Raw genomic sequence first — 18,303 nt, 5'->3', positions numbered from 1 at the left:
CCTTTCTTTTGCTCACTTTTCTTTGGCGAAGCAAAGAAAAGTGAGTCGCCCGCCGGGGCGACAACCCGGCCTCCGCCCTCAACACAAGCATGCTTTTCAAACCAGCGCGCCAAGGCTTCGACAAGCTCAGCCCGAACGGTATGGGGCAAACTGAGGAGCTATAAAAACAATAGCGGCTGGCGCTTACTAAACAAGCGCCAGCCGCCAAAACCACTAAAAACTCCGACCTCAAGCCGCCAGAATCAGCTTCTCCAGCTTCACCGCATCCACCGCAAACGCCCGAATCCCCTCGGCCAGCTTCTCCGTCGCCATCGCGTCCTCGTTCAGCGCATAACGGAACCCCGCCTCGTCATAGTTCACCGCTGGCAGATCCATCCCCTTCGCAACGCCAGCATCCAGCGCCCGCTGCAACGGCGCATCGCTCGCCGCCAGCTGCGCCAGCAGCTCCGGCGCAATGGTCAGCAGGTCGCACCCAGCCAGCGCCGTGATCTGGCCCACGTTGCGGAAGCTTGCACCCATCACCTCGGTGGCAATGCCAAAACGCTTGTAGTGGTTGTAGATCTGCGTGACGGACTGAACGCCCGGGTCGTTGGCCCCGGCACGCGCAGCCTCGTCCCAGCTCGCGCCCGCCTGCTTCTTGTACCAGTCGTAAATGCGGCCCACAAACGGGGAAATCAGCTGCACCTTGGCCTGGCCGCAAGCCACGGCCTGGGCGAACGAGAACAGCAGCGTGAGGTTGGTGTGGATGCCCTTGCGCTCCAGCTGGGCAGCGGCCTGGATGCCCTCCCACGTGGCCGCGATCTTGATGAGCACGCGGTCGATGTGGATGCCTTCGGCCTGGTACAGCTCGATGATGCGCTCGGCGCGCGTGACGGTGGCGCTGGTGTCAAAGCTCAGACGCGCATCCACTTCGGTGGAGACGCGGCCGGGCACGTGGGTCAGGATTTCGCAACCAAAACGCACCAGCAGGCGGTCGATCACCTCGTCCATGGCGCGCCCTTGCCACTTGGCGACGGTGTCCTTGAGCAGGGGCGCGTATTCTGGCTTTTGCACCGCCTTGAGTATCAGCGAAGGGTTGGTCGTGGCGTCCTGCGGACGGAACTGGGCCAGTTGCAGAAAGTCGCCGGTGTCGGCAACCACGGTGGTGAACTGTTTGAGGGCGTCGAGTTGGTTCATGGCGCCATTATTCCGCATCACGTTGGGCACCTTCGGTACTACCAACCACCGATACGCCGTGGACACCCAGGCTCAGCTGCACGTCATCACCCACGGCCAGCACATCATCCAGGTCGGACGACACCACAAAGATGTGGCCGAGCGTGGTGTCAAAGGTGTATTCGTGCACCGCGCCCAGGTAGGCCCGCTTGTCCAGCCGGGCGGGCAGCAGGCCCGCGCCCTGGCGGTGAATACGCCAGGCCTCCGGCCGCACCGCCACCTTTACCGGGCCGCTCTTCACCGCCATGCGGGGGCGCAGCACCAGCGGGCCGAGTGCCACCGTGCCGTCAGCGTCGGCCACGGCGGGGAACAGCATCGCCTCGCCCATGAAACCGGCCACGAACTCGCTGTGCGGGGTTTCGTACAGCGCGCGCGGCGAGCCCTTCTGCGCAATCAAGCCCTGGTTCATCACGATGATCTGGTCGCTCACGGCCATGGCCTCGGCCTGGTCGTGTGTGACGTAAGCCACCGTGAGCGACAGGCGCTGCTGCAGCGCGCGGATCTCTTCGCGCATCTCACGGCGCAGGCGGGCGTCGAGGTTGGACAAGGGCTCGTCGAACAGCAGCACCTCGGGCTCCAGCACCAGCGCACGGGCCAGGGCCACGCGCTGCTGCTGGCCGCCCGAGAGTTCACTGGGCAGGCGGTCGTCATAGCCCACCAGGCCCACGCCGCGCAGCGCCTCCACGGCCTTGGTGCGTGCCTGCTCCTTGGGCTGGCCCGACATGCGCAGGCCGTACATCACGTTTTCCACCACGTTCATGTGCGGGAACAGCGCGTAGCTCTGGAACATCATGCTCACGTTGCGCTGCGCGGGGCCGAGTGTGGTCACGTCCTTGCCGGCAATGAAGATCTCGCCCGAGGTGGGCGACTCCAGCCCCGCGATCATGCGCAAGGTGGTGGTCTTGCCGCAGCCCGAGGGGCCGAGGATGGTGGTGAGCGTGCCGCGCGGCACCTCAAAACTGATGCCCTTGACGGCCAGGGCCGCACTGCTGTCGCTGCCGTAGCGCTTGGTGATGTTGCGGAACACGATGCCCGCGTCGTTGTTGTTCATGGTTGTCTTTTCAATTGACGATTGCGCCTGGCAACTGGCGCGGTCCAGGCGTGGGACGCCGAGCAAGGGCCGCCCCGCAGCGAGGGCGTCGCCCCCCTGGGGGGAAGGCGCCGAAGGCGACTCAGGGGGGGGTCATAAGCCACCGCGCCGACCGAGTTTGCGGTCACCCACCAGCAGCTGAATGAGCCCGATGGAGGCCGACATGAGGATGATGAGCACCGTGCAGTACGCCAGCGCCACGCCATAGTCGCCATTGCCCACGCGGCCAATGATGTAGGTGGTGGCCAGCTCGTTCTCGGCGGTGACCAGGAAGATCACCGCACTCACGGTGGTGATGGCGCGCACAAAGCTGTAGACCAGCGCCGCCACCAGCGCAGGCTTGAGCAGCGGCAGCACCACATGGCGCAGCGTCTGCACACTGCCTGCGCGCAGCATGACGGACGCTTCATCCAGCGACCGGTCCAGCTGCTTGAACGCCGCCGTGCCCGCCCGCACGCCCACCGGCAGATTGCGGAACATGAAGCACAGCACGATGATGAGCGCCGTGCCTGTCAGCTCGAACGGTGGAACGTTGAAGGCCAGGATGTAGCTCACGCCCAGCACCGTGCCCGGGATGGCGAAGGCCAGCAGCGCTGCAAACTCGAACGCGCCCTGCCCCCGGAACTCGGTGCGCGCCAGCAGCCACGCAATGCCGATGCCCAGCGTGGCCGTGAGCGGCGCCGAGATGGCCGCGAGCTTGAGCGTGGTGAAAAACGAGTTCCACGCGGTGCCCGCCCACACCACACCAAATTCGCCCCACTCCACACTGAACGCCGTGCGAAAGTGCGCCAGCGTGATGGTGTAGTCGCGCCCCCAGGTCTGCACAAAACCGCCCGCCAGCGCAAACAGGTAGACGATGAGGGTGAAGGCCATCCAGGGCAGCGCGATGGAATGCACCACGCGGCGCACACCGGTGGGCAGCGGCATGGCAATGCCCGCATCGCCCTTGCCCGATACGGTGGTGAAGTTCTGCTTGCCCAGCAGCCCGCGCTGGATGGCAAATACGGTGAGCGCAAAGAACGTGAGGATCCAGGCCAGCGACGCGGCACGCCCCTGGTCATACTGCGCACCGACGATGGCAAAGAAGATTTCGGTCGAGAGCACCGAGAACTGCCCGCCCACCACGATGGGATTGCCGAAGTCCGCCATGCTTTCGATGAAGCCCACCAAAAACGCGTTGGCCAGGCCGGGCTTGAGCAGCGGCAGGGTCACGGTCATGAAAGTGCGGTGCGGGCTGGCGCGCAGGGTTTGTGCGGCCTCTTCCAGGCTGGGCGCCACGCCCTGCACCACGCCGCGCATGATCATGAAGGCGATGGGCGTGAACGCAAAGGTCTGCGCCACCCAGATGCCCAGCCAGCCGTAGAACCAGCGCGTGGGTGTGATGCCGAACGCGTACTCCAGAAACTGGTTGAACACCCCGGCACGGCCAAACAGCAGGATGAGCCCCAGGCCCACCACAAACGGTGGCGTGATGATGGGCAGCAGCGCCACGATGTTCAGCGGCCGCGCATAGCGGCGCGACGCGCGCTCGGCCATCAGCGCCATGAAAGTGCCCAGCAGCGTGGTGCTGGTGGCGGTCATCAGCCCCAGGAACAGCGTGTTCCAGGCCACGCCGCAGCGCTGGCCACCCGCCAGGCACGAGAGACCAAAGTTGCGCTCGTGCGCAATGCGCTCCCACACCACGGCCAGCGAGAACGGGCCGTCCTCCAGAAAAAACGCAGCCGACAACGCCTTGAGCACCGGGAACACGATGAACAGCGCGAGCAGGCTGCCACAGCCCACCACCGCAGCCGCTACGAACAGATCGCCTTTGAAAAATCCTCGCCGTGCCACGCCAAACGACAGCAGCACCAGCAGCGCTGACAACACCACAAACCCGCCCCAGCCCATGCCGGGCTGGCGCGCACCCAGCTCGCCCAGGCTGGTGTTCATCCACTCAAAGGCCCAGCCGCGTGCGCCAATCGCAAAGCCACTGAGCAACAAGGCCACAAGCCCCAGCGCGCCCCCCGCCGCAAGCACGGCGCCCTGCTTGCGTCCCGCAGGCAGGCAGGCGCCCAGCCCCGCCACGGCCAGACCGGCCAGGCCTAGCCAGAGCCAGGGCCGACCAAACAATGCCGCCTGCATGAGCCCGTTGGCCGCCTGTTCGCCGCTGAAAACCTGGCCCACCGCGAGCAGGCCATTGGCATCCTGCTGCGCATACCAGGGGAACACGAGATAACCCAGCACGCCCACGACCAGCCAGACCCACAAGGGCCGGTTGACCGAGGCGCTGGGTGCTGTGGTTCGGAGGGTTGCGTGCGCCGCCGCTGCTGCTGCCGACACCACCACCCCTTAGCGCGCCGCGTTCTGCACGTCTTTTTCCCAGCGCGCAATCAGGCGGCGACGCTCGGCGCTGGCGCCGTATTTGGCGTAGTCGTAGTTGATGAGCTTCATCTTGGAAGGGTCGGTCATGCGCGGGTCCTTGGGCACCTGCGTGTTGCTGGGCAGCTGGAACTGCTTGGCCGCCAGGCCAAACTGCTGGCCGCCGGGCGTGAGTGCCCATTCGTAGAACTTCTTGGCGGCCTCGGTGTTGGGGCCGTTCTTGACGATGCTCATGGAGCCCACCTCGGCGCCCGTGCCTTCCGAAGGCGTGACCGAGCCCACAGGGAAGCCGTTGACCGCCTCGGTGGTCACGTCGTGCACGAAACTCACCGACACCGTGGTCTCGCCCCGGGCTGCCGCCTTGACAGGCGCCGTGCCCGAACGCGTGTAGGTGCTCACGTTGGGGTGCAGGGCCTTGAGGTATTCAAACGCCTTCTCCTCGCCCATGATCTGCACCAGCGTGGCGATCATGGTGTAGGCCGTGCCGCTGGATGCGGGGTTGGCCATCTGCACTTCGCCCTTGAACTCGGGCTTGAGCAGGTCGGCCCACGACTGCGGCGGGTTGAGCTTGCGCTTGGCCAGCAGCTCCTTGTTGTAGCCAAAGCCCAGCGGGCCCAGGTACACGCCCACCGTGCGGTACTTGGAATCCGCCGCCTGCTTTTGCGCCCAGGGGTACAGCTGCGGCAACTGGGGCGATTTGTATTCGAGCGTGAGGCCCTGCTCGGCCGCCTGCAGGTGCGGGTCGCCTGTGCCGCCAAACCAGATGTCGGTCTTGGGGTTGGCGCGCTCGGCGTTGAGCTGCGCCAGGGCCTCGCCTGAGCCCTTGGCTGTCATGTTGACCTTGGTGCCTGTGGTCTTGGCGTACACCGTGGACATCAGGTTGCACCACTCGGCTTGCACCGAACAGATGATGTTGACCTGGCCCTGGGCCCAGCTGCCGGAAGCGGCCGCCACCAGGGCCGCACCGGCCAGAAGTTTCGTCAGCAAAGGTTTGCGCATGGGAGTCTCCTCAGTATCTGGATAACGTGATTAACGCGATGCAAGGATGCTAGTCCTGCAGGCAGGCCAGGGTCAGGGGGGAAACTCCCAGACCGGGTGCAAGCAGGTTGAAAGGCAGGGATGGCGCCCTCCCCGCCGCCTTGGGAACCAAGTTACATTAAGAATGGTTCCCCCAAACCTGTTCGAAGGCCTCACCTGAGCAGCCCGCGCTGCACACCCTGACCGAGACATGCTCGACCGCATCACCGCCTCCCTGCCCTCCCTGGCCCCCGCCGAACAGCGCGTTGCCCGGCTGGTGCTGACCGACCCACGCACTTTTGCACGCCTGCCCGTGCGTGAATTGGCCGAACGCGCGCACGTGAGCAAGCCCACTGTGGTGCGCTTTTGCCGCAGCATGGGGTATGACGGACTGGCAGATTTCAAGCTCAAGCTGGCAGGCAGCGTGAGCGAAGGCGTGCCCTTCATCCACCGCAGCGTGGACGCCGACGACAAGACCGGCGACGTGCTGGTGAAGGTGGTGGACAACGCCGTGGCGGCCTTTTTGCAATACCGCAATGCCGCCAGCACCGTGGCGCTGGAGCGTGCGGCCGAGGCGATTGCAGCCACCTGGAAAACCGGCAAACGCATCGAGTTCTACGGCGTGGGCAACTCGGGCATCGTGGCACAGGACGCGCAGCACAAGTTCTTCCGCCTGGGCGTCACGTCCATTGCCACCAGCGACGGGCACATGCAGGTGATGAGCGCGACCTTGCTCGGCCCGGGCGATTGCGCGGTGATCATCTCCAACTCGGGCCGCACCCGCGATTTGATGGACGCAGCCGACATCGCCCGCAAAAACGGCGCCACCACCATCGCCATCACCGCCAGCGGCTCGCCCCTGGCCAGCACCTGCCAGATCCACCTGGCCGCCGACCACCCCGAGGGCTACGACCGCTACAGCCCCATGGTGTCGCGGCTGATGCACCTGCTCATCATCGACGTGCTGGCCACCTGCGTGGCGCTGCGCATTGGCAGCTCGCTGCAGCCGATCCTGCAGCAGATGAAAGAGAACCTGCGGGCCAAGCGCTACGCGTGAGCTTGCGGGCGCACTCGGCCGCTGCGCCCGCCCGCCACCCACCACCTGCTACTGCAGCGTACAGACGTTCGTGCAGCCCGGCGTGCCATCACACACTTCGCCGCCGTTAACGATACCGTCGCCACAGAACGCACCTGTGAGGTTAAGCGCCTGGGAACAGGAGGCGTTGCAAGCTGTGCAATGTGCAACCCCGTAGGGGCAGCTTGTTTCGGTGCCGATGTTTCCGTCATCGCACACCTCTGGCCCGTTGACCATGCTGTCACCGCAGTAGCCGCCCGTCAGTGGTAACTCTGCCGTGCAGGTCGCGTTGCACCGGGTGCAGTTTTGCGTGCCATAGGGGCAACTGCTTTCCGTGGTGTTGTTCCCGTCATCGCACACCTCCGGCCCGCTGACCATGCTGTCACCGCAGTAGCCGCCCGTCAGTTGCGCTGTAGCGGAGCAGGTCGCGTTGCAGCGGGTGCAGGTTGGCGTGCCATAGGGGCAGCTGGTTTCCGTGGTGGTGTTCCCGTCATCGCACACTTCGGGGCCGTTGACGGCGCTGTCGCCGCAGTACGATCCCGTGAGGTTCACCACCCCGGTGCAGGTCGCGTTGCAACCGGTACAGGCGGCCGTGCCGTAACTGCAGGCCACTTCGGTGACGGTGTTGCCGTCGTCACACGCTTCGCCCGCGTTGACGGCACCGTTGCCACAGAACGCTCCCGCAGCCACCTGCACCGTGGCCACCCCCCACTTCCCCGCAAAGAAACGGTTGCGCGCGCGGTATTCAAAGCGGAAAAGACCAGGCTCCGTGGGCGCATCCACGACAAAGCCTCCGTCGGCGTTCACCTGCAGCGTGCTGCCCGCGAAAGGCACGGCGGCGCCCGCGGGTGTGGCGGTCGGGCTTCCCTGGACACGAAATTCATTGACCTGCATGGCGGGCGACCCCAAGGCGTCGTTGGCCAGCAGGCCGGGGGCGGCAACGACCAGCGCCGCTCCCTCGGTGGCGCTGTAGTCATCGTCGCGCACGGTGCCGTCGCGCAGGCCCAGGTCCAGGTCGTAGCGCAGATGCAGCATGCTGCCTTCGACACGCGCATAGACCGCCGCGAACTGCAGCGGCGCCGACGTGGATACCGTGGCCACCGGCGATGCGCCACTCCAGTCGGACGGGTCGCCATCGCGAACCATGGCCGCCCAGGCCAGACCGACCACGAACACCAGACACAGCGCGGCACCGCTGGCCGCAAACTGGCGCACCCGAGCGTAGCGGTAGGTGGCGGCGAGCAGCAGGCCCACCAGCAGCGCGAAGCCCACCGTGCCCAGCGCGGGCACCGCGGCCACCGGCGACGCTGACAGCTGAATGGCCCCACCACCCGGTGCGCCGTTGCGTGTGAGCAAGGCCGCAGGCGCGATGCTCCCGTCCGTGGTGTTCGCCACGAAGCCAAGCCGCAGAGCCCCAACGGGCGCCAGCAGCCGGGTGTAGCTTTCCACCACGTCAAGTTGCTCGCCCGCGGCCGCCACGCCCACAGGCCAGCGCAGCGGCGCCAGGGGCGCGAAACCGGTGTCGGCCACCAGCACCCCGCCCTGGCAAATCTCGCGCGAGACATCACCCACCGGCTCGCTGGCCGACAGATCAATTCGCGTGAGCGCCGCCAAGTCCACGCCATTGAAGGTGCCCGCAGCGGTGACTACGGTGCAACCAGTGGCCGGATTGCCGTCGCTGTCGATCAGGGTGCGCAGCTCGGTTGCGGCATGCGCAGCGGTGGCGCCCACCAGCATCCACAGTGTCCACGCCAAGAAAAGCGCCCTGCGGGCGGCAGAGCGCACCGCGCCAACAGGTGAAAGCAAGAGGAATTCCGCAAGGAAACGAAGGCAACGCGAAACCAGCGAGCGCATCGCAAGCGCAAGAGAAGGCATGAAGGCGGGAAGGCAAAGGGTTGGCAGACCGCTGCGGCAAGAGGCGCAGCACATCTGCATCCGCGCCCCACACCAGCGGCATTCTTGGTAGCGGCGCATCATACAAATGCGCGCGCAGGGCGCCAAGCATCTTTTGGCACCGCGTTGCGGCGGTGCAAGGTGGGTGCCGGCATGCGGCCGTGGTCCGTGCCGCGGCGCCTCGCCGGCGGTGTTTGCGCGTCAGTCCAGCGCCACGCCCGCGTTCCTGATCACCCTGCCCCATTTCACCGTCTCGGCCTCGATGAAGGCATCGCAGGCCTCGGGCGTGGTGCCTTCGGGGAAGGTGCCCATGGCTTCCAGCTTGGCCTTGGTCTCTTCGCTTTGGATGATCGCGTTCACGGCGTCCGACATGCGCTTGACGATGTCGCGCGGCGTGCCAGACGGAGCAATCATGCTGGCCCACGTGCTGCCAATCAGGCCGGGGATGCCCTGCTCGATGAACGTAGGCACATCGGGCACCGCAGGCAACCGCTTTTCGCCCGAAACGCCGATCAGGCGCACGCGGCCCGCCTTGCCGGCCTGGATCAGGCCGGTGGGCGCGTCAAAGAACAGCTGGATCTGGCCGCCCAGCAGGTCGGTGAAGGCCGGCGCAGCGCCGCGGTAGGGAATGTGCAGCATGTACGTCTGCGTCAGCGCCTTCATCAGCTCGCTGGTCAGGTGCGCTGCAGAGCCGGTGCCCGATGAGCCAAAGCTGATCTTGCCCGGGTTGGCCTTGGCGTACGCCACCAGTTCGTTGGTGTTCTTGAATGGCGCGTTGTTGGGCACGGCGGCCAGCAGCGGCGACACGCCCATGAGCGACACACCCACCAGATCCTTGCGCGGGTTGTAGGGCAGCTTGGGGTACAGGCTGGTGTTGGCCGCATAGGCGGCGATCACCACGCCGAAGGTGTGCCCGTCAGGCGCCGCCTTGGCCACCGCATCCACGCCGATGATGCTGTTGGCACCCGGCTTGTTGTCGATCACGATGGGCTGGCCAAGCGCCTTTTGCAGGCCCACCTGCAGCAGGCGCGCCATCTGGTCGGTGAAGCCACCCGCCGTGTAGGGCACGATGATCTTGATCGGCTTGCTTGGCCAAGCCGTTTGTGCCAGCGCGGGCAGCGCGGCACTGGCCAGCGCTGCGCCGGTGGCTTGCACGATGCGGCGGCGGGAAAAGGTGGCATTCATGGTTTTGTCTCCTGTGTGGTTATGAATGAAAAATAGCTGCAGCGCTTGTTGGAAAGGCGCTTGCAGCTATTTTTTCAGTAGCGTCCAGCATGTGAGGGCGGGTCGCTGGTGGCGAACGTCGATGGGTCAGAGCGCCTTGACCAGTTCCGGCACGGCCGCAAACAGATCGGCCTCCAGCCCATAGTCGGCCACGCTGAAGATCGGTGCCTCAGGGTCCTTGTTGATCGCCACGATCACCTTGGAGTCCTTCATGCCCGCCAAATGCTGGATGGCGCCCGAGATACCCGCTGCGATGTACAGCTGCGGCGCCACGATCTTGCCGGTCTGGCCCACTTGCCAGTCGTTGGGGGCGTAGCCTGCGTCCACTGCGGCGCGGCTGGCACCCAAAGCGGCGCCCAGCTTGTCGGCCAGCGGGGTCATCACTTCATCGAACTTTTCCTTGCTGCCGAGGGCTCGGCCACCGGAGACGATGATCTTGGCGGCCGTGAGTTCGGGGCGGTCGCTCTTGGCGATTTCGCTGCCCATGAAGCTGCTCTTGCCAGCGTCTGCGGTGGCTGCGGCGGTTTCAACGGCTGCGGAACCGCCCGTGGCGGCTGCGGCGTCAAAGCCCGTGGCGCGCACGGTGATGACCTTTACACTGTCGGCGCTTTGCACGGTGGCAATGGCGTTGCCGGCGTAGATGGGGCGCTCGAAGGTGTCGGCAGAAATCACCTTGGTGATGTCACTGACCTGCGCCACGTCCAGCTTGGCGGCCACGCGGGGGGCCACGTTGCGGCCGCTGGCGGTGGCGGGGAACAGGATGTGGCTGTAGTTGCCTGCGATGGCGAGCACTTGCGCGGCCACGTTCTCGGCCAAGCCGTGTTCCAGGCCAGGGGCGTCTGCGTGGATGACCTTGGCGACACCGGCGATCTGGGCGGCTGCGGCGGCGGCTGCACCGGCGTTGTGGCCGGCCACCAGCACGTGCACGTCGCCACCGCAGGCCACAGCGGCCGTCACGGTGTTCAGCGTGGCGCCCTTGATGGACGCGTTGTTGTGTTCAGCAATAACGAGTACCGACATTTAGATCACCTTCGCTTCGTTCTTGAGTTTTTCAACGAGTGCCGCTACGTCCGCCACCTTGATGCCAGCACCGCGCTTGGCGGGCTCGGTCACCTTGAGGGTCTTCAGGCGCGGAGCCACGTCCACGCCGAGGTCTTCGGGCTTGACGGTATCGAGCTGCTTTTTCTTGGCCTTCATGATGTTGGGCAAGGTGACGTAGCGGGGCTCGTTCAGGCGCAGGTCGGTGGTGATGACCGCTGGCAGCGACAGCTGCAGGGTTTCCAGGCCGCCGTCCACTTCACGCGTCACGCTGACCTTGTCGGCCGACAGTTCGACCTTGTTGGCGAACGTGGCCTGGGGCAGGTCTGCCAGGGCCGCGAGCATCTGGCCGGTCTGGTTGGCGTCGTCGTCGATGGCTTGTTTGCCCAGGATGATGAGACCGGGCTGCTCTTTGTCCACCAGGGCCTTGAGGATCTTGGCCACGGCCAGGGGCTGCAGCTCGACGTCGGTTTCCACCAGGATGGCGCGGTCTGCACCGATGGCCATGGCAGTGCGCAGGGTTTCCTGGCACTGGGCCACGCCGCAGGAAACTGCGATGACTTCGGTCACCAGGCCTTTTTCTTTCAGGCGCACGGCCTCTTCAACGGCGATTTCGTCAAAGGGGTTCATGCTCATCTTCACGTTGGCGATGTCCACACCCGTGTTGTCCGACTTCACGCGGACCTTCACGTTGTAGTCCACCACGCGCTTGACAGGGACGAGGATTTTCATGGGATTGTTTTCCTTGATTTTTGTTGTAGGAGTGCGGGTGCGCAGGCTTACTCGTTCGAGATGCCCTTGTCGCGGATCACAGTACCCCACTTGACGTAGTCCTGCTGAATGCGGCGGGCCATCTTGTCGGGCGCTTGGTATGCAGCGATGGCGCCTGCAGTCAACAACTTGTCCTGCGTGTCCTTCTCGGCCAGGATTTGCTGCACCTCGGTTGCGATGCGGTCCACCACGGCTTTGGGCGTACCGGGCGGCGCCAGCAGACCACCCCACGAGACGGCCTCGTAGCCCTTGAAGCCCTGCTCGGCGATGGTCTTGACATCGGGCAGCATGGCCACGCGCTGGGGTGATCCTACTGCGATGGCGCGCAGCTTCCCCGTCTGGATGTGCGGCAGCGCAGCCACCAGATCGGCGTACATCAGCGGCACCTGGCCGCCGATGGTGTCGGTAATGGCGGGCACGCCCCCTTTGTAGGGAATGTGCTGCATTTCAAAGCCCCCCATCTGCTTGAGCAGCTCCATGCTCAAATGGCCAAAGCTGCCCGCACCTGAGCTGGTGTAGTTGAGCTGACCTGGACGGGCCTTGGCATGGGTAATGAGCTTTTGCAGGTCGGTCACAGAAGGCATCTGGGCAGGATTGACCACCACGACGATGGGCAGGTCGTACACCGTGGCCACGGGCGTGAAGTCTTTCACCGTGTCGTAGCCCGCCTTCTTGTACAGATGCGGCGCTAGCAGCGTGGGCGTGGCCAGCATCATCAGCGTGTAGCCGTCGGCCGGGCTCTTGGCCACCTGGGCGGCAGCGATGGAGCCCGAAGCACCTGCACGGTTTTCCACCACCACGGGCTGGCCCAGCCGTTCGGCCAGGCGTTGGCCCACGATGCGCGAGGCAGTATCGGTAGGGCCGCCTGCCGGGAAGGGCACCACCAGCTTGATCATCCTGCTGGGCCAGGCTTGGGCGTGTGCCGGGGCCGTGCCCCACAGGACGCTGGCCGCCAGAGCGGCAGACACGGCCAGCACGGCGCGGCGGGCTGCGAAGGTGCGAGAGACAAACATTGGGGTCAAAACGGGCTCAGGTTGTTGGAGGGGTTGCATCAGTCCAGCTTGGCGCCGGACACCTTGACCACGCGCTCCCAGACGGGTGCATCTTTTTTGAACTGGGCGCCGAACTGTTCGGGGCTGCTGCCGACGGGGATGAAACCCATCTGCTGGATGCGCTCACGCACCTCAGGCAGCGCAATCACGGCCTGCAGCTCACGGCCCAGGCGGGCCACGACCTCCGGCGGGGTGTTGGCCGGGGCGCTCATGCCCAACCAGCCTGTCACCTGGAACACCTCGTCCTTGATGCCCTGCTCGGCCATGGTGGCCAGCTTGGGAAGCGCATCCATGCGCTGGGTGCCCGTCACGGCCAGCGGCTTGAGGCGGCCGGAATCAATGTACGGCCGGGCCGACTGCAGGCTGGCAAATGCCATTTGCAACTGCCCGCCCACCAGGTCCTGCAGCATGGGCGCCTCGCCCCTGTAGGCCACATGATTCATGTCGGCCTTGTGCTTGTCGGACAGCCAGGCGCCAGCCAGGTGGGCATACGAGCCCATGCCCCACGAGCCGTAGGCGACCTTGCCCTTGTTGCGGTCGATATAGCTCATCAGCTCGGCCGCGGTGGACACCGGCAGCTGCGGATGCACCAGCAGCACCACCGGAGCCAGGGCGATCTGCGTGATGAGGGCCTGGTCCTTTTGCGGCTGGTACGGCAGGCGCTCGTACAGGTACTGGTTGATCAGCATGGTGGTGCCCAGCGACACCAGCAGCGTGTAGCCGTCGGCCGGTGACTTGAGCGCCTGGTCGGTGCCGGTCACACCGCCGGCGCCGCCACGGTTGTCTACCAGCACGGGCTGGCCCAGGCGGGCCGAGAGCTTCTCGCCCAGCGTGCGGGCGGTGATGTCGGTGGCGCCACCGGCCTGGTAGGGCACGATCAGCTTGATGGGCTTGCTGGGCCAGGCCTCCTTGCCCGACTGGGCCAGGGCGGAACCCAGCAGGCCGGTGCTGGCCAAGGCGGCCAAGCCCTGCAGGACGCAGCGGCGGTGAAGGTGATTGAACTTCATGTTTGTCTCCTGGTTGAGATTGAAAATTTGCTCCAGCGCTTACCCAACAAGCGATTAAAGCTATTATTTTTATAGTATTTAGAGCGATGGAAGCGTGAGCACGCCCTTGTCGCGCAGGGCTTCAAGCTCTGCCTCGGGCAGCTGCAGCAGTTGCTGCAGCACCTCCCGCGTGGCGGCGCCCAGCGTGGGCGGGGCGTTGCGGATGGGCAGGCGCTGCCCATCGAGTCGATAAGGCGGCGCGAACACATGCGTAGTGCCCGCCACGGGGTGGGGCATTTCCTGCAGCAGGCCGCCGCGGCGCGTACGCTCGCTGGTCAGCGCCTCGTGCAGGCCGGCCACCCTGCCGCAAGGGATGCCAGCAGCGCTCAGGCGTTCGAGAAGCACATCACGCGGGAAGCTGGCGATCAGCGCCTTCATCTGGGGCAACAGGGTCAGTCGATTGCGGGCACGCTCGACGTTGGTGGCGTAACGTGGGTCTTCGACGATATCCGGGCGCATCACCACCTGGCGGCAGAACTTGTCGAACTGGCTGTTGTTGCCCACGGCGATGATGAGCGGACCATCCTGTGCCTCGAACATGCCGTAGGGCACGATGGACGGGTGGGCATTGCCGTAGCGCTGCGGGTCGTGGCCCAGCAGCATGGCGTCGAGCCCGTAGTAGCCGGTGATCATCAGGCCGCAGTCGTACAGCGCCATTTCGATGTGGCGGCCCTTGCCCGTAGTGCTGCGGCGAAACAGCGCGGCCAGCACGGCCTGCGCCGCGTACATGCCGGTCATCATGTCCACGGCAGCCACGCCGAACTTCAGCGGTGGCTGGCTGGCCTCGCCGTTCAGCGCCATCAGCCCGGCCTCGCCTTGAATCACCAGGTCGTAGCCGGGTCGCTTGGCCTCGGGGCCGGAACTGTCGTAGCCCGCCACCGAGCAGTAGATGAGGTCGGGCTTGATGGCCTTGAGCTGCTCGTAGCCCAGGCCCAGCTTCTCGGCACCACCGGTCTTGAAGTTCTGGATCACCACATCGCACTGCGGCAGCAAATCGCGGATGATCTTCACGCCTTCGGGCGTCTGCAAATCCACCGTGATGGACCGCTTGTTGCGGTTCATGCTGTTGTAGTAGGTGGTCTCGGTCTTGCCGATGCGCATGCCCCAGTCGCGGGTGTCGTCGCCCCGGCCGGGGTGCTCCACCTTGATGACGTCAGCGCCAAAGTCGGCCAGCACCTGGCCGCACAGCGGCCCGGCAAACACGCGCGAGAGGTCGAGCACGCGCACGCCGTCGAGCGGGAAGTCCATGCCCTCGGGCAGCGGGGGTGTCGGTGTTGTAGTGGTCATTTCGTAGTGTCGGGTTGGGTAGCGGCAGTGGCAGCGGCTTGGCGCAAGCGTGCGAAATCGGCGGGGCGCTTTTCCAGAAACGCAGCGATGCCTTCGCGGGATTCTTCGGTGGCCTGTGACATCACCATCAGCTGTGCCTCCAGCTCCAGCTGGTCAGCCAGCGACTGCACATAGGCGCTGCGGCACAGGGCCTTGATGTTCGCCATCGCGGTGTCAGGCCCGGTGGCAACTTGCGCAGCCAGGGCCACGGCCTGGGCGAGTGCCTCGCCCGGCTCGGCCAGACGGTTGACGGGGCCGAGCGCATGCAGCCGCTCGCCGGAGATGCGTTCGCCCGTGAGGCACAGCTCGGTCAACACCTGACGCGAGACGAACTCGGCCAGGAAGGCGGTAGCACCGCCGTCGGGCGTGAGACCCACTTTCACATACGCGACCGAAAACACGGCGTTACGCGCAGCCACCAGCATGTCGCAGGCCAGCGCCAACGACAGGCCGGCGCCCGCCGCAGCGCCCTCCACCGCGGCAATGACCGGCTTGCGGCAATCGCGCACGGTGCGGATCAGGTCGTGCAGGCCTTCGAGCTTGGCGCGGCGCTCTTCCACGGGCAGCTCGCGCCGCCTGGCCAGTTGGCGCAGGTCGCCGCCCGCGCAAAAGTGCCCGCCTTCACCCGTGAGCACGATGGCGCCCACTGTGGGGTCGGCCTCGGCCTGTGCCAGTGCCTCGGTCAGCGCTGCATAGAACGCGGGCGACAGCGCATTGCGCGCGGCAGGGTTGTTGTTGGAGAGCACGAGCACCGCGCCCTCACGGCGTTGCAGCAGAGGCAGTGGCTGCTCCATGGCTTCAGCTCCGGCCCAGCGCGATAAAGCGCGCCAGGTGGTGGTCTTCATCGCCAAACTGGTGGTCCACCATGACGAGGCGCTTGGCGTAGTGCGACAGCGGCAGCTCCCACGTCATGCCAATGCCGCCGTGCAGCTGGATGCTTTCCTCAGCCACCAGCGCTCCAATGCGGCCCATCGTGACCTTGGCGGCGGACAGCGCACGTTCGCGCTCGGTGCGGTCGGTGCTGTCCATGGCTGCAGCCGCATTGATGACGGCAGAGCGTGCCTGCTCCACTTCCAGCAGCAGGTCGGCCATGCGGTGCTGCAGGGCCTGAAAGCTGCCGATGGGCACGCCAAATTGCTTGCGCGTTTGCAGGTATTCCAGCGTTTGCTTCTTGGCCACATCCATGGCTCCCAGCGCCTCGGCGCACACGGCCAGAATGCCCCAGCCCGCGGCATGTTCCAGTGTGGCAAAACCTTGGCCTTCCGAGCCCACCAGCGCGCCGGCGCCGACTTGCACGTTTTGCAGCGTGATTTCAGCCATACGCCCTCCGTCAACACGGCCCATGCCACGGCGGCTCAGGCCCGCGGCATCGGCGGGCACCAGGAACAGCGAGATACCCTCTTCATCGTCCACGGCGCCCGCTGTGCGGGCACTGACCAACAGCAGTTGAGCCTGGTCGCCATGCAGCACCACGGCCTTGTGGCCGGTGAGCAACCAGCCGTCGCCATTGCGCACGGCGCGGGTGGTCACGCGGTTCAGTGCGTAGTGCGCGCCGGCTTCCTCGTGCGCCAGGGTCACCACGGTGCTGCCGTCGATGATGCTGGCGATGTGTTCCTTTTGCGCAGCGCTGCCCGCCAGGCCCAATGCCCGGCCCACCATGAGTGCACCCACAAACGGCTCGACCACCAGGCCACTGCCCAGGGCTTCAAACACCACGGCCACATCAAAGCCCGCACCGCCAAAGCCGCCATCGGCCTCGGGGAAAAGCGCGCCAATCGCACCCAGCTCCGCAAAGCGTCCCCACAGCGCTGCGTCCATGCCGCTGTCGCCGTAGGCGATGTGGTTGCGGATTTCGATCCCGTACTGCTCGGCCACAAAACGGTTCAGGGTGTCCGCCAGCATGCGGCGGTCTTCGGTATGTTCAAAGTTCATCGCGGCAACCTCACAAACCAAGGATCATTTTGGAAATGATGTTCTTCTGAATTTCATTGGAGCCGCCAAAGATCGACAGCTTGCGGTAGTTGAAGTAGTTGGCGGCGGCCGTCGCTGCCTCCTTCGGGCCCACGGGTTCATCGGCATGGCCCTCGTACTGCGCTTCTTCGATGAACGGCAGCGCATACGGGCCCACAGCGCGGCGGATGAGCGACAAAATCTCCTGGCGGATCTCGGTGCCACGGATCTTGAGCATGGAGCTTTCAGCCCCCGGCACTCCGCCACCTGCCACGGCGGCAATCACGCGCAGGTTGGTGGTCTTCATGTTCTCCAGGTCAATCTCGACCTGGGCCATGCGGGCGGCAAACAGCGGGTCCTGGTCCAGCGGCTGGCCGTTCTTCATCACCTTGGCGGCCACCACCTTGAGCTTGGCCAGTGCGGCAATGCAGAAGCCCACGCCTGCGATGCCGGTGCGCTCGTAGGTCAGCAGGTACTTGGCATACGTCCAGCCCTTGTTTTCCTCGCCCACCAGGTTTTCGACGGGCACCTTCACGTCGGTGAAGAACACTTCGTTGACTTCCTTGTCGCCATCGAGGGTGCGGATGGGACGCAGCTCCACGCCGGGCGATTGCATGTCCACCAGCAAGAAGCTGATACCCGATTGCGCCTTGGCCTCGCGGTCGGTGCGCACCAGGCAGAAGATCATGTTGGCGTGCTGGCCCTGGGTGGTCCAGGTCTTCTGGCCGTTGACGATGTAGTGGTCACCTGTTTCGTCCGTGACTCGCACTGCCGTGGTCTTCACGGAAGCCAGGTCCGAGCCCGCGCCGGGCTCGGAGTAGCCCTGGCACCACCAGTCCTCACCACTCAGGATGCGCGGCAGCCAGTATTGCTTCTGCGCTTCGTTGCCAAACTTGATCAGCACCGGGCCCAGCATGTTCACGCCAAAGGGCACGATGCGCGGGCCACCGGCCAGCGCGCATTCGGTGTCGAAAATGAACTTCTCGACCGCGCCCCAGCCGGGGCCGCCATAGGCTTCGGGCCAGTGGTTGGCAAGCCAGCCGCGCTCGTTCAGGATGGCGTGCCACTCATCCTGGTCGGCCTTGGACAGGCGCTGCCCGGCCTTGACCTTGGTGGCGATGCGTTCGGGCAGCTTGGCTTTCAAGAAAGCCTGCACCTCGGCGCGGAAGGCTTCCTCTTGGGGAGTGAAATTCAGGTCCATATCGGGTCGCTTGCAGTTTCAGAGTTCGGTGGTGTGGCGCACGG

The 18,303-nt window shown here is 65.5% G+C and carries 15 protein-coding genes; 1 reads left to right on the top strand and 14 read right to left on the bottom strand.

Features of this window, described 5'->3' with window-relative positions; all coding sequences use genetic code 11:
- Window positions 1–228 precede the first annotated feature (228 nt).
- From tal to C8C94_RS22920, 4 genes are all read right to left on the bottom strand, one after another.
- Window positions 229–1,176 carry a transaldolase gene (gene tal, locus C8C94_RS22935; protein WP_121422352.1) on the bottom strand — a complete coding sequence of 316 codons (948 nt, stop codon included), beginning with the start codon at window positions 1,174–1,176 and terminating at the stop codon, window positions 229–231.
- A gap of 7 nt (window positions 1,177–1,183) precedes the next feature.
- Window positions 1,184–2,266, bottom strand: a complete 1,083-nt coding sequence (locus tag C8C94_RS22930; RefSeq protein ID WP_121422351.1) for an ABC transporter ATP-binding protein — start codon at window positions 2,264–2,266, stop codon at window positions 1,184–1,186.
- Between the two features lie 132 nt (window positions 2,267–2,398).
- On the bottom strand, window positions 2,399–4,537 hold the full coding sequence (locus C8C94_RS22925; RefSeq protein WP_370449771.1) for an ABC transporter permease: 2,139 nt from the start codon (window positions 4,535–4,537) through the stop codon (window positions 2,399–2,401).
- Between the two features lie 99 nt (window positions 4,538–4,636).
- A complete protein-coding gene (locus C8C94_RS22920; protein WP_121422349.1) occupies window positions 4,637–5,665 on the bottom strand; it encodes an ABC transporter substrate-binding protein in 1,029 nt (342 codons plus the stop codon).
- Between the two features lie 229 nt (window positions 5,666–5,894).
- On the opposite strand from C8C94_RS22920, the gene C8C94_RS22915 reads away from it, so the two are divergent.
- Window positions 5,895–6,740, top strand: coding sequence for a MurR/RpiR family transcriptional regulator (locus tag C8C94_RS22915; RefSeq protein WP_055394300.1), 846 nt, complete (start codon window positions 5,895–5,897; stop codon window positions 6,738–6,740).
- A gap of 48 nt (window positions 6,741–6,788) precedes the next feature.
- Here C8C94_RS22915 and C8C94_RS22910 read toward each other — a convergent pair whose 3' ends face one another.
- The 10 genes from C8C94_RS22910 to C8C94_RS22865 all read right to left on the bottom strand — a co-directional run bounded on the left by C8C94_RS22910 (window position 6,789) and on the right by C8C94_RS22865 (window position 18,259).
- Window positions 6,789–8,564: a hypothetical protein gene (locus C8C94_RS22910; RefSeq protein WP_147433297.1), complete on the bottom strand. Its 1,776-nt coding sequence runs from the start codon at window positions 8,562–8,564 to the stop codon at window positions 6,789–6,791.
- A gap of 288 nt (window positions 8,565–8,852) precedes the next feature.
- Entirely contained in the window at window positions 8,853–9,836 is a 984-nt protein-coding gene (locus C8C94_RS22905; RefSeq protein WP_121422347.1) for a tripartite tricarboxylate transporter substrate binding protein, read from the bottom strand.
- Window positions 9,837–9,962: 126 nt separating this feature from the next.
- Window positions 9,963–10,895, bottom strand: coding sequence for an electron transfer flavoprotein subunit alpha/FixB family protein (locus tag C8C94_RS22900; protein ID WP_121422346.1), 933 nt, complete (start codon window positions 10,893–10,895; stop codon window positions 9,963–9,965).
- Complete coding sequence (locus C8C94_RS22895) at window positions 10,896–11,645, bottom strand: electron transfer flavoprotein subunit beta/FixA family protein (protein ID WP_121422345.1); 750 nt, start codon at window positions 11,643–11,645, stop codon at window positions 10,896–10,898.
- 47 nt (window positions 11,646–11,692) lie between these two features.
- Complete coding sequence (locus tag C8C94_RS22890) at window positions 11,693–12,697, bottom strand: tripartite tricarboxylate transporter substrate binding protein (protein ID WP_121422344.1); 1,005 nt, start codon at window positions 12,695–12,697, stop codon at window positions 11,693–11,695.
- 38 nt (window positions 12,698–12,735) lie between these two features.
- Window positions 12,736–13,743 carry a tripartite tricarboxylate transporter substrate binding protein gene (locus C8C94_RS22885; protein ID WP_121422343.1) on the bottom strand — a complete coding sequence of 336 codons (1,008 nt, stop codon included), beginning with the start codon at window positions 13,741–13,743 and terminating at the stop codon, window positions 12,736–12,738.
- A 78-nt stretch (window positions 13,744–13,821) separates the two neighbouring features.
- On the bottom strand, window positions 13,822–15,069 hold the full coding sequence (locus C8C94_RS22880) for a CaiB/BaiF CoA-transferase family protein (protein WP_121422342.1): 1,248 nt from the start codon (window positions 15,067–15,069) through the stop codon (window positions 13,822–13,824).
- Complete coding sequence (locus C8C94_RS22875) at window positions 15,066–15,902, bottom strand: oxepin-CoA hydrolase, alternative type (protein WP_121422341.1); 837 nt, start codon at window positions 15,900–15,902, stop codon at window positions 15,066–15,068. The genes C8C94_RS22880 and C8C94_RS22875 overlap by 4 nt, the downstream gene beginning before the upstream one ends.
- A 4-nt stretch (window positions 15,903–15,906) precedes the next feature.
- Window positions 15,907–17,040, bottom strand: coding sequence for an acyl-CoA dehydrogenase family protein (locus C8C94_RS22870; RefSeq protein ID WP_121422340.1), 1,134 nt, complete (start codon window positions 17,038–17,040; stop codon window positions 15,907–15,909).
- A gap of 10 nt (window positions 17,041–17,050) precedes the next feature.
- Window positions 17,051–18,259 (bottom strand): acyl-CoA dehydrogenase family protein, encoded by a 1,209-nt coding sequence (locus tag C8C94_RS22865; protein ID WP_121422339.1) that lies wholly within the window; start codon window positions 18,257–18,259, stop codon window positions 17,051–17,053.
- Between the last annotated feature and the right edge of the window lie 44 nt (window positions 18,260–18,303).

Source organism: Acidovorax sp. 94 (assembly GCF_003634645.1).
Lineage (GTDB): Bacteria > Pseudomonadota > Gammaproteobacteria > Burkholderiales > Burkholderiaceae_C > Acidovorax > Acidovorax facilis.
The sequence above is the reverse complement of the archived record's forward strand: the minus strand, read 5'-3'. Positions and strand labels throughout refer to the sequence as shown.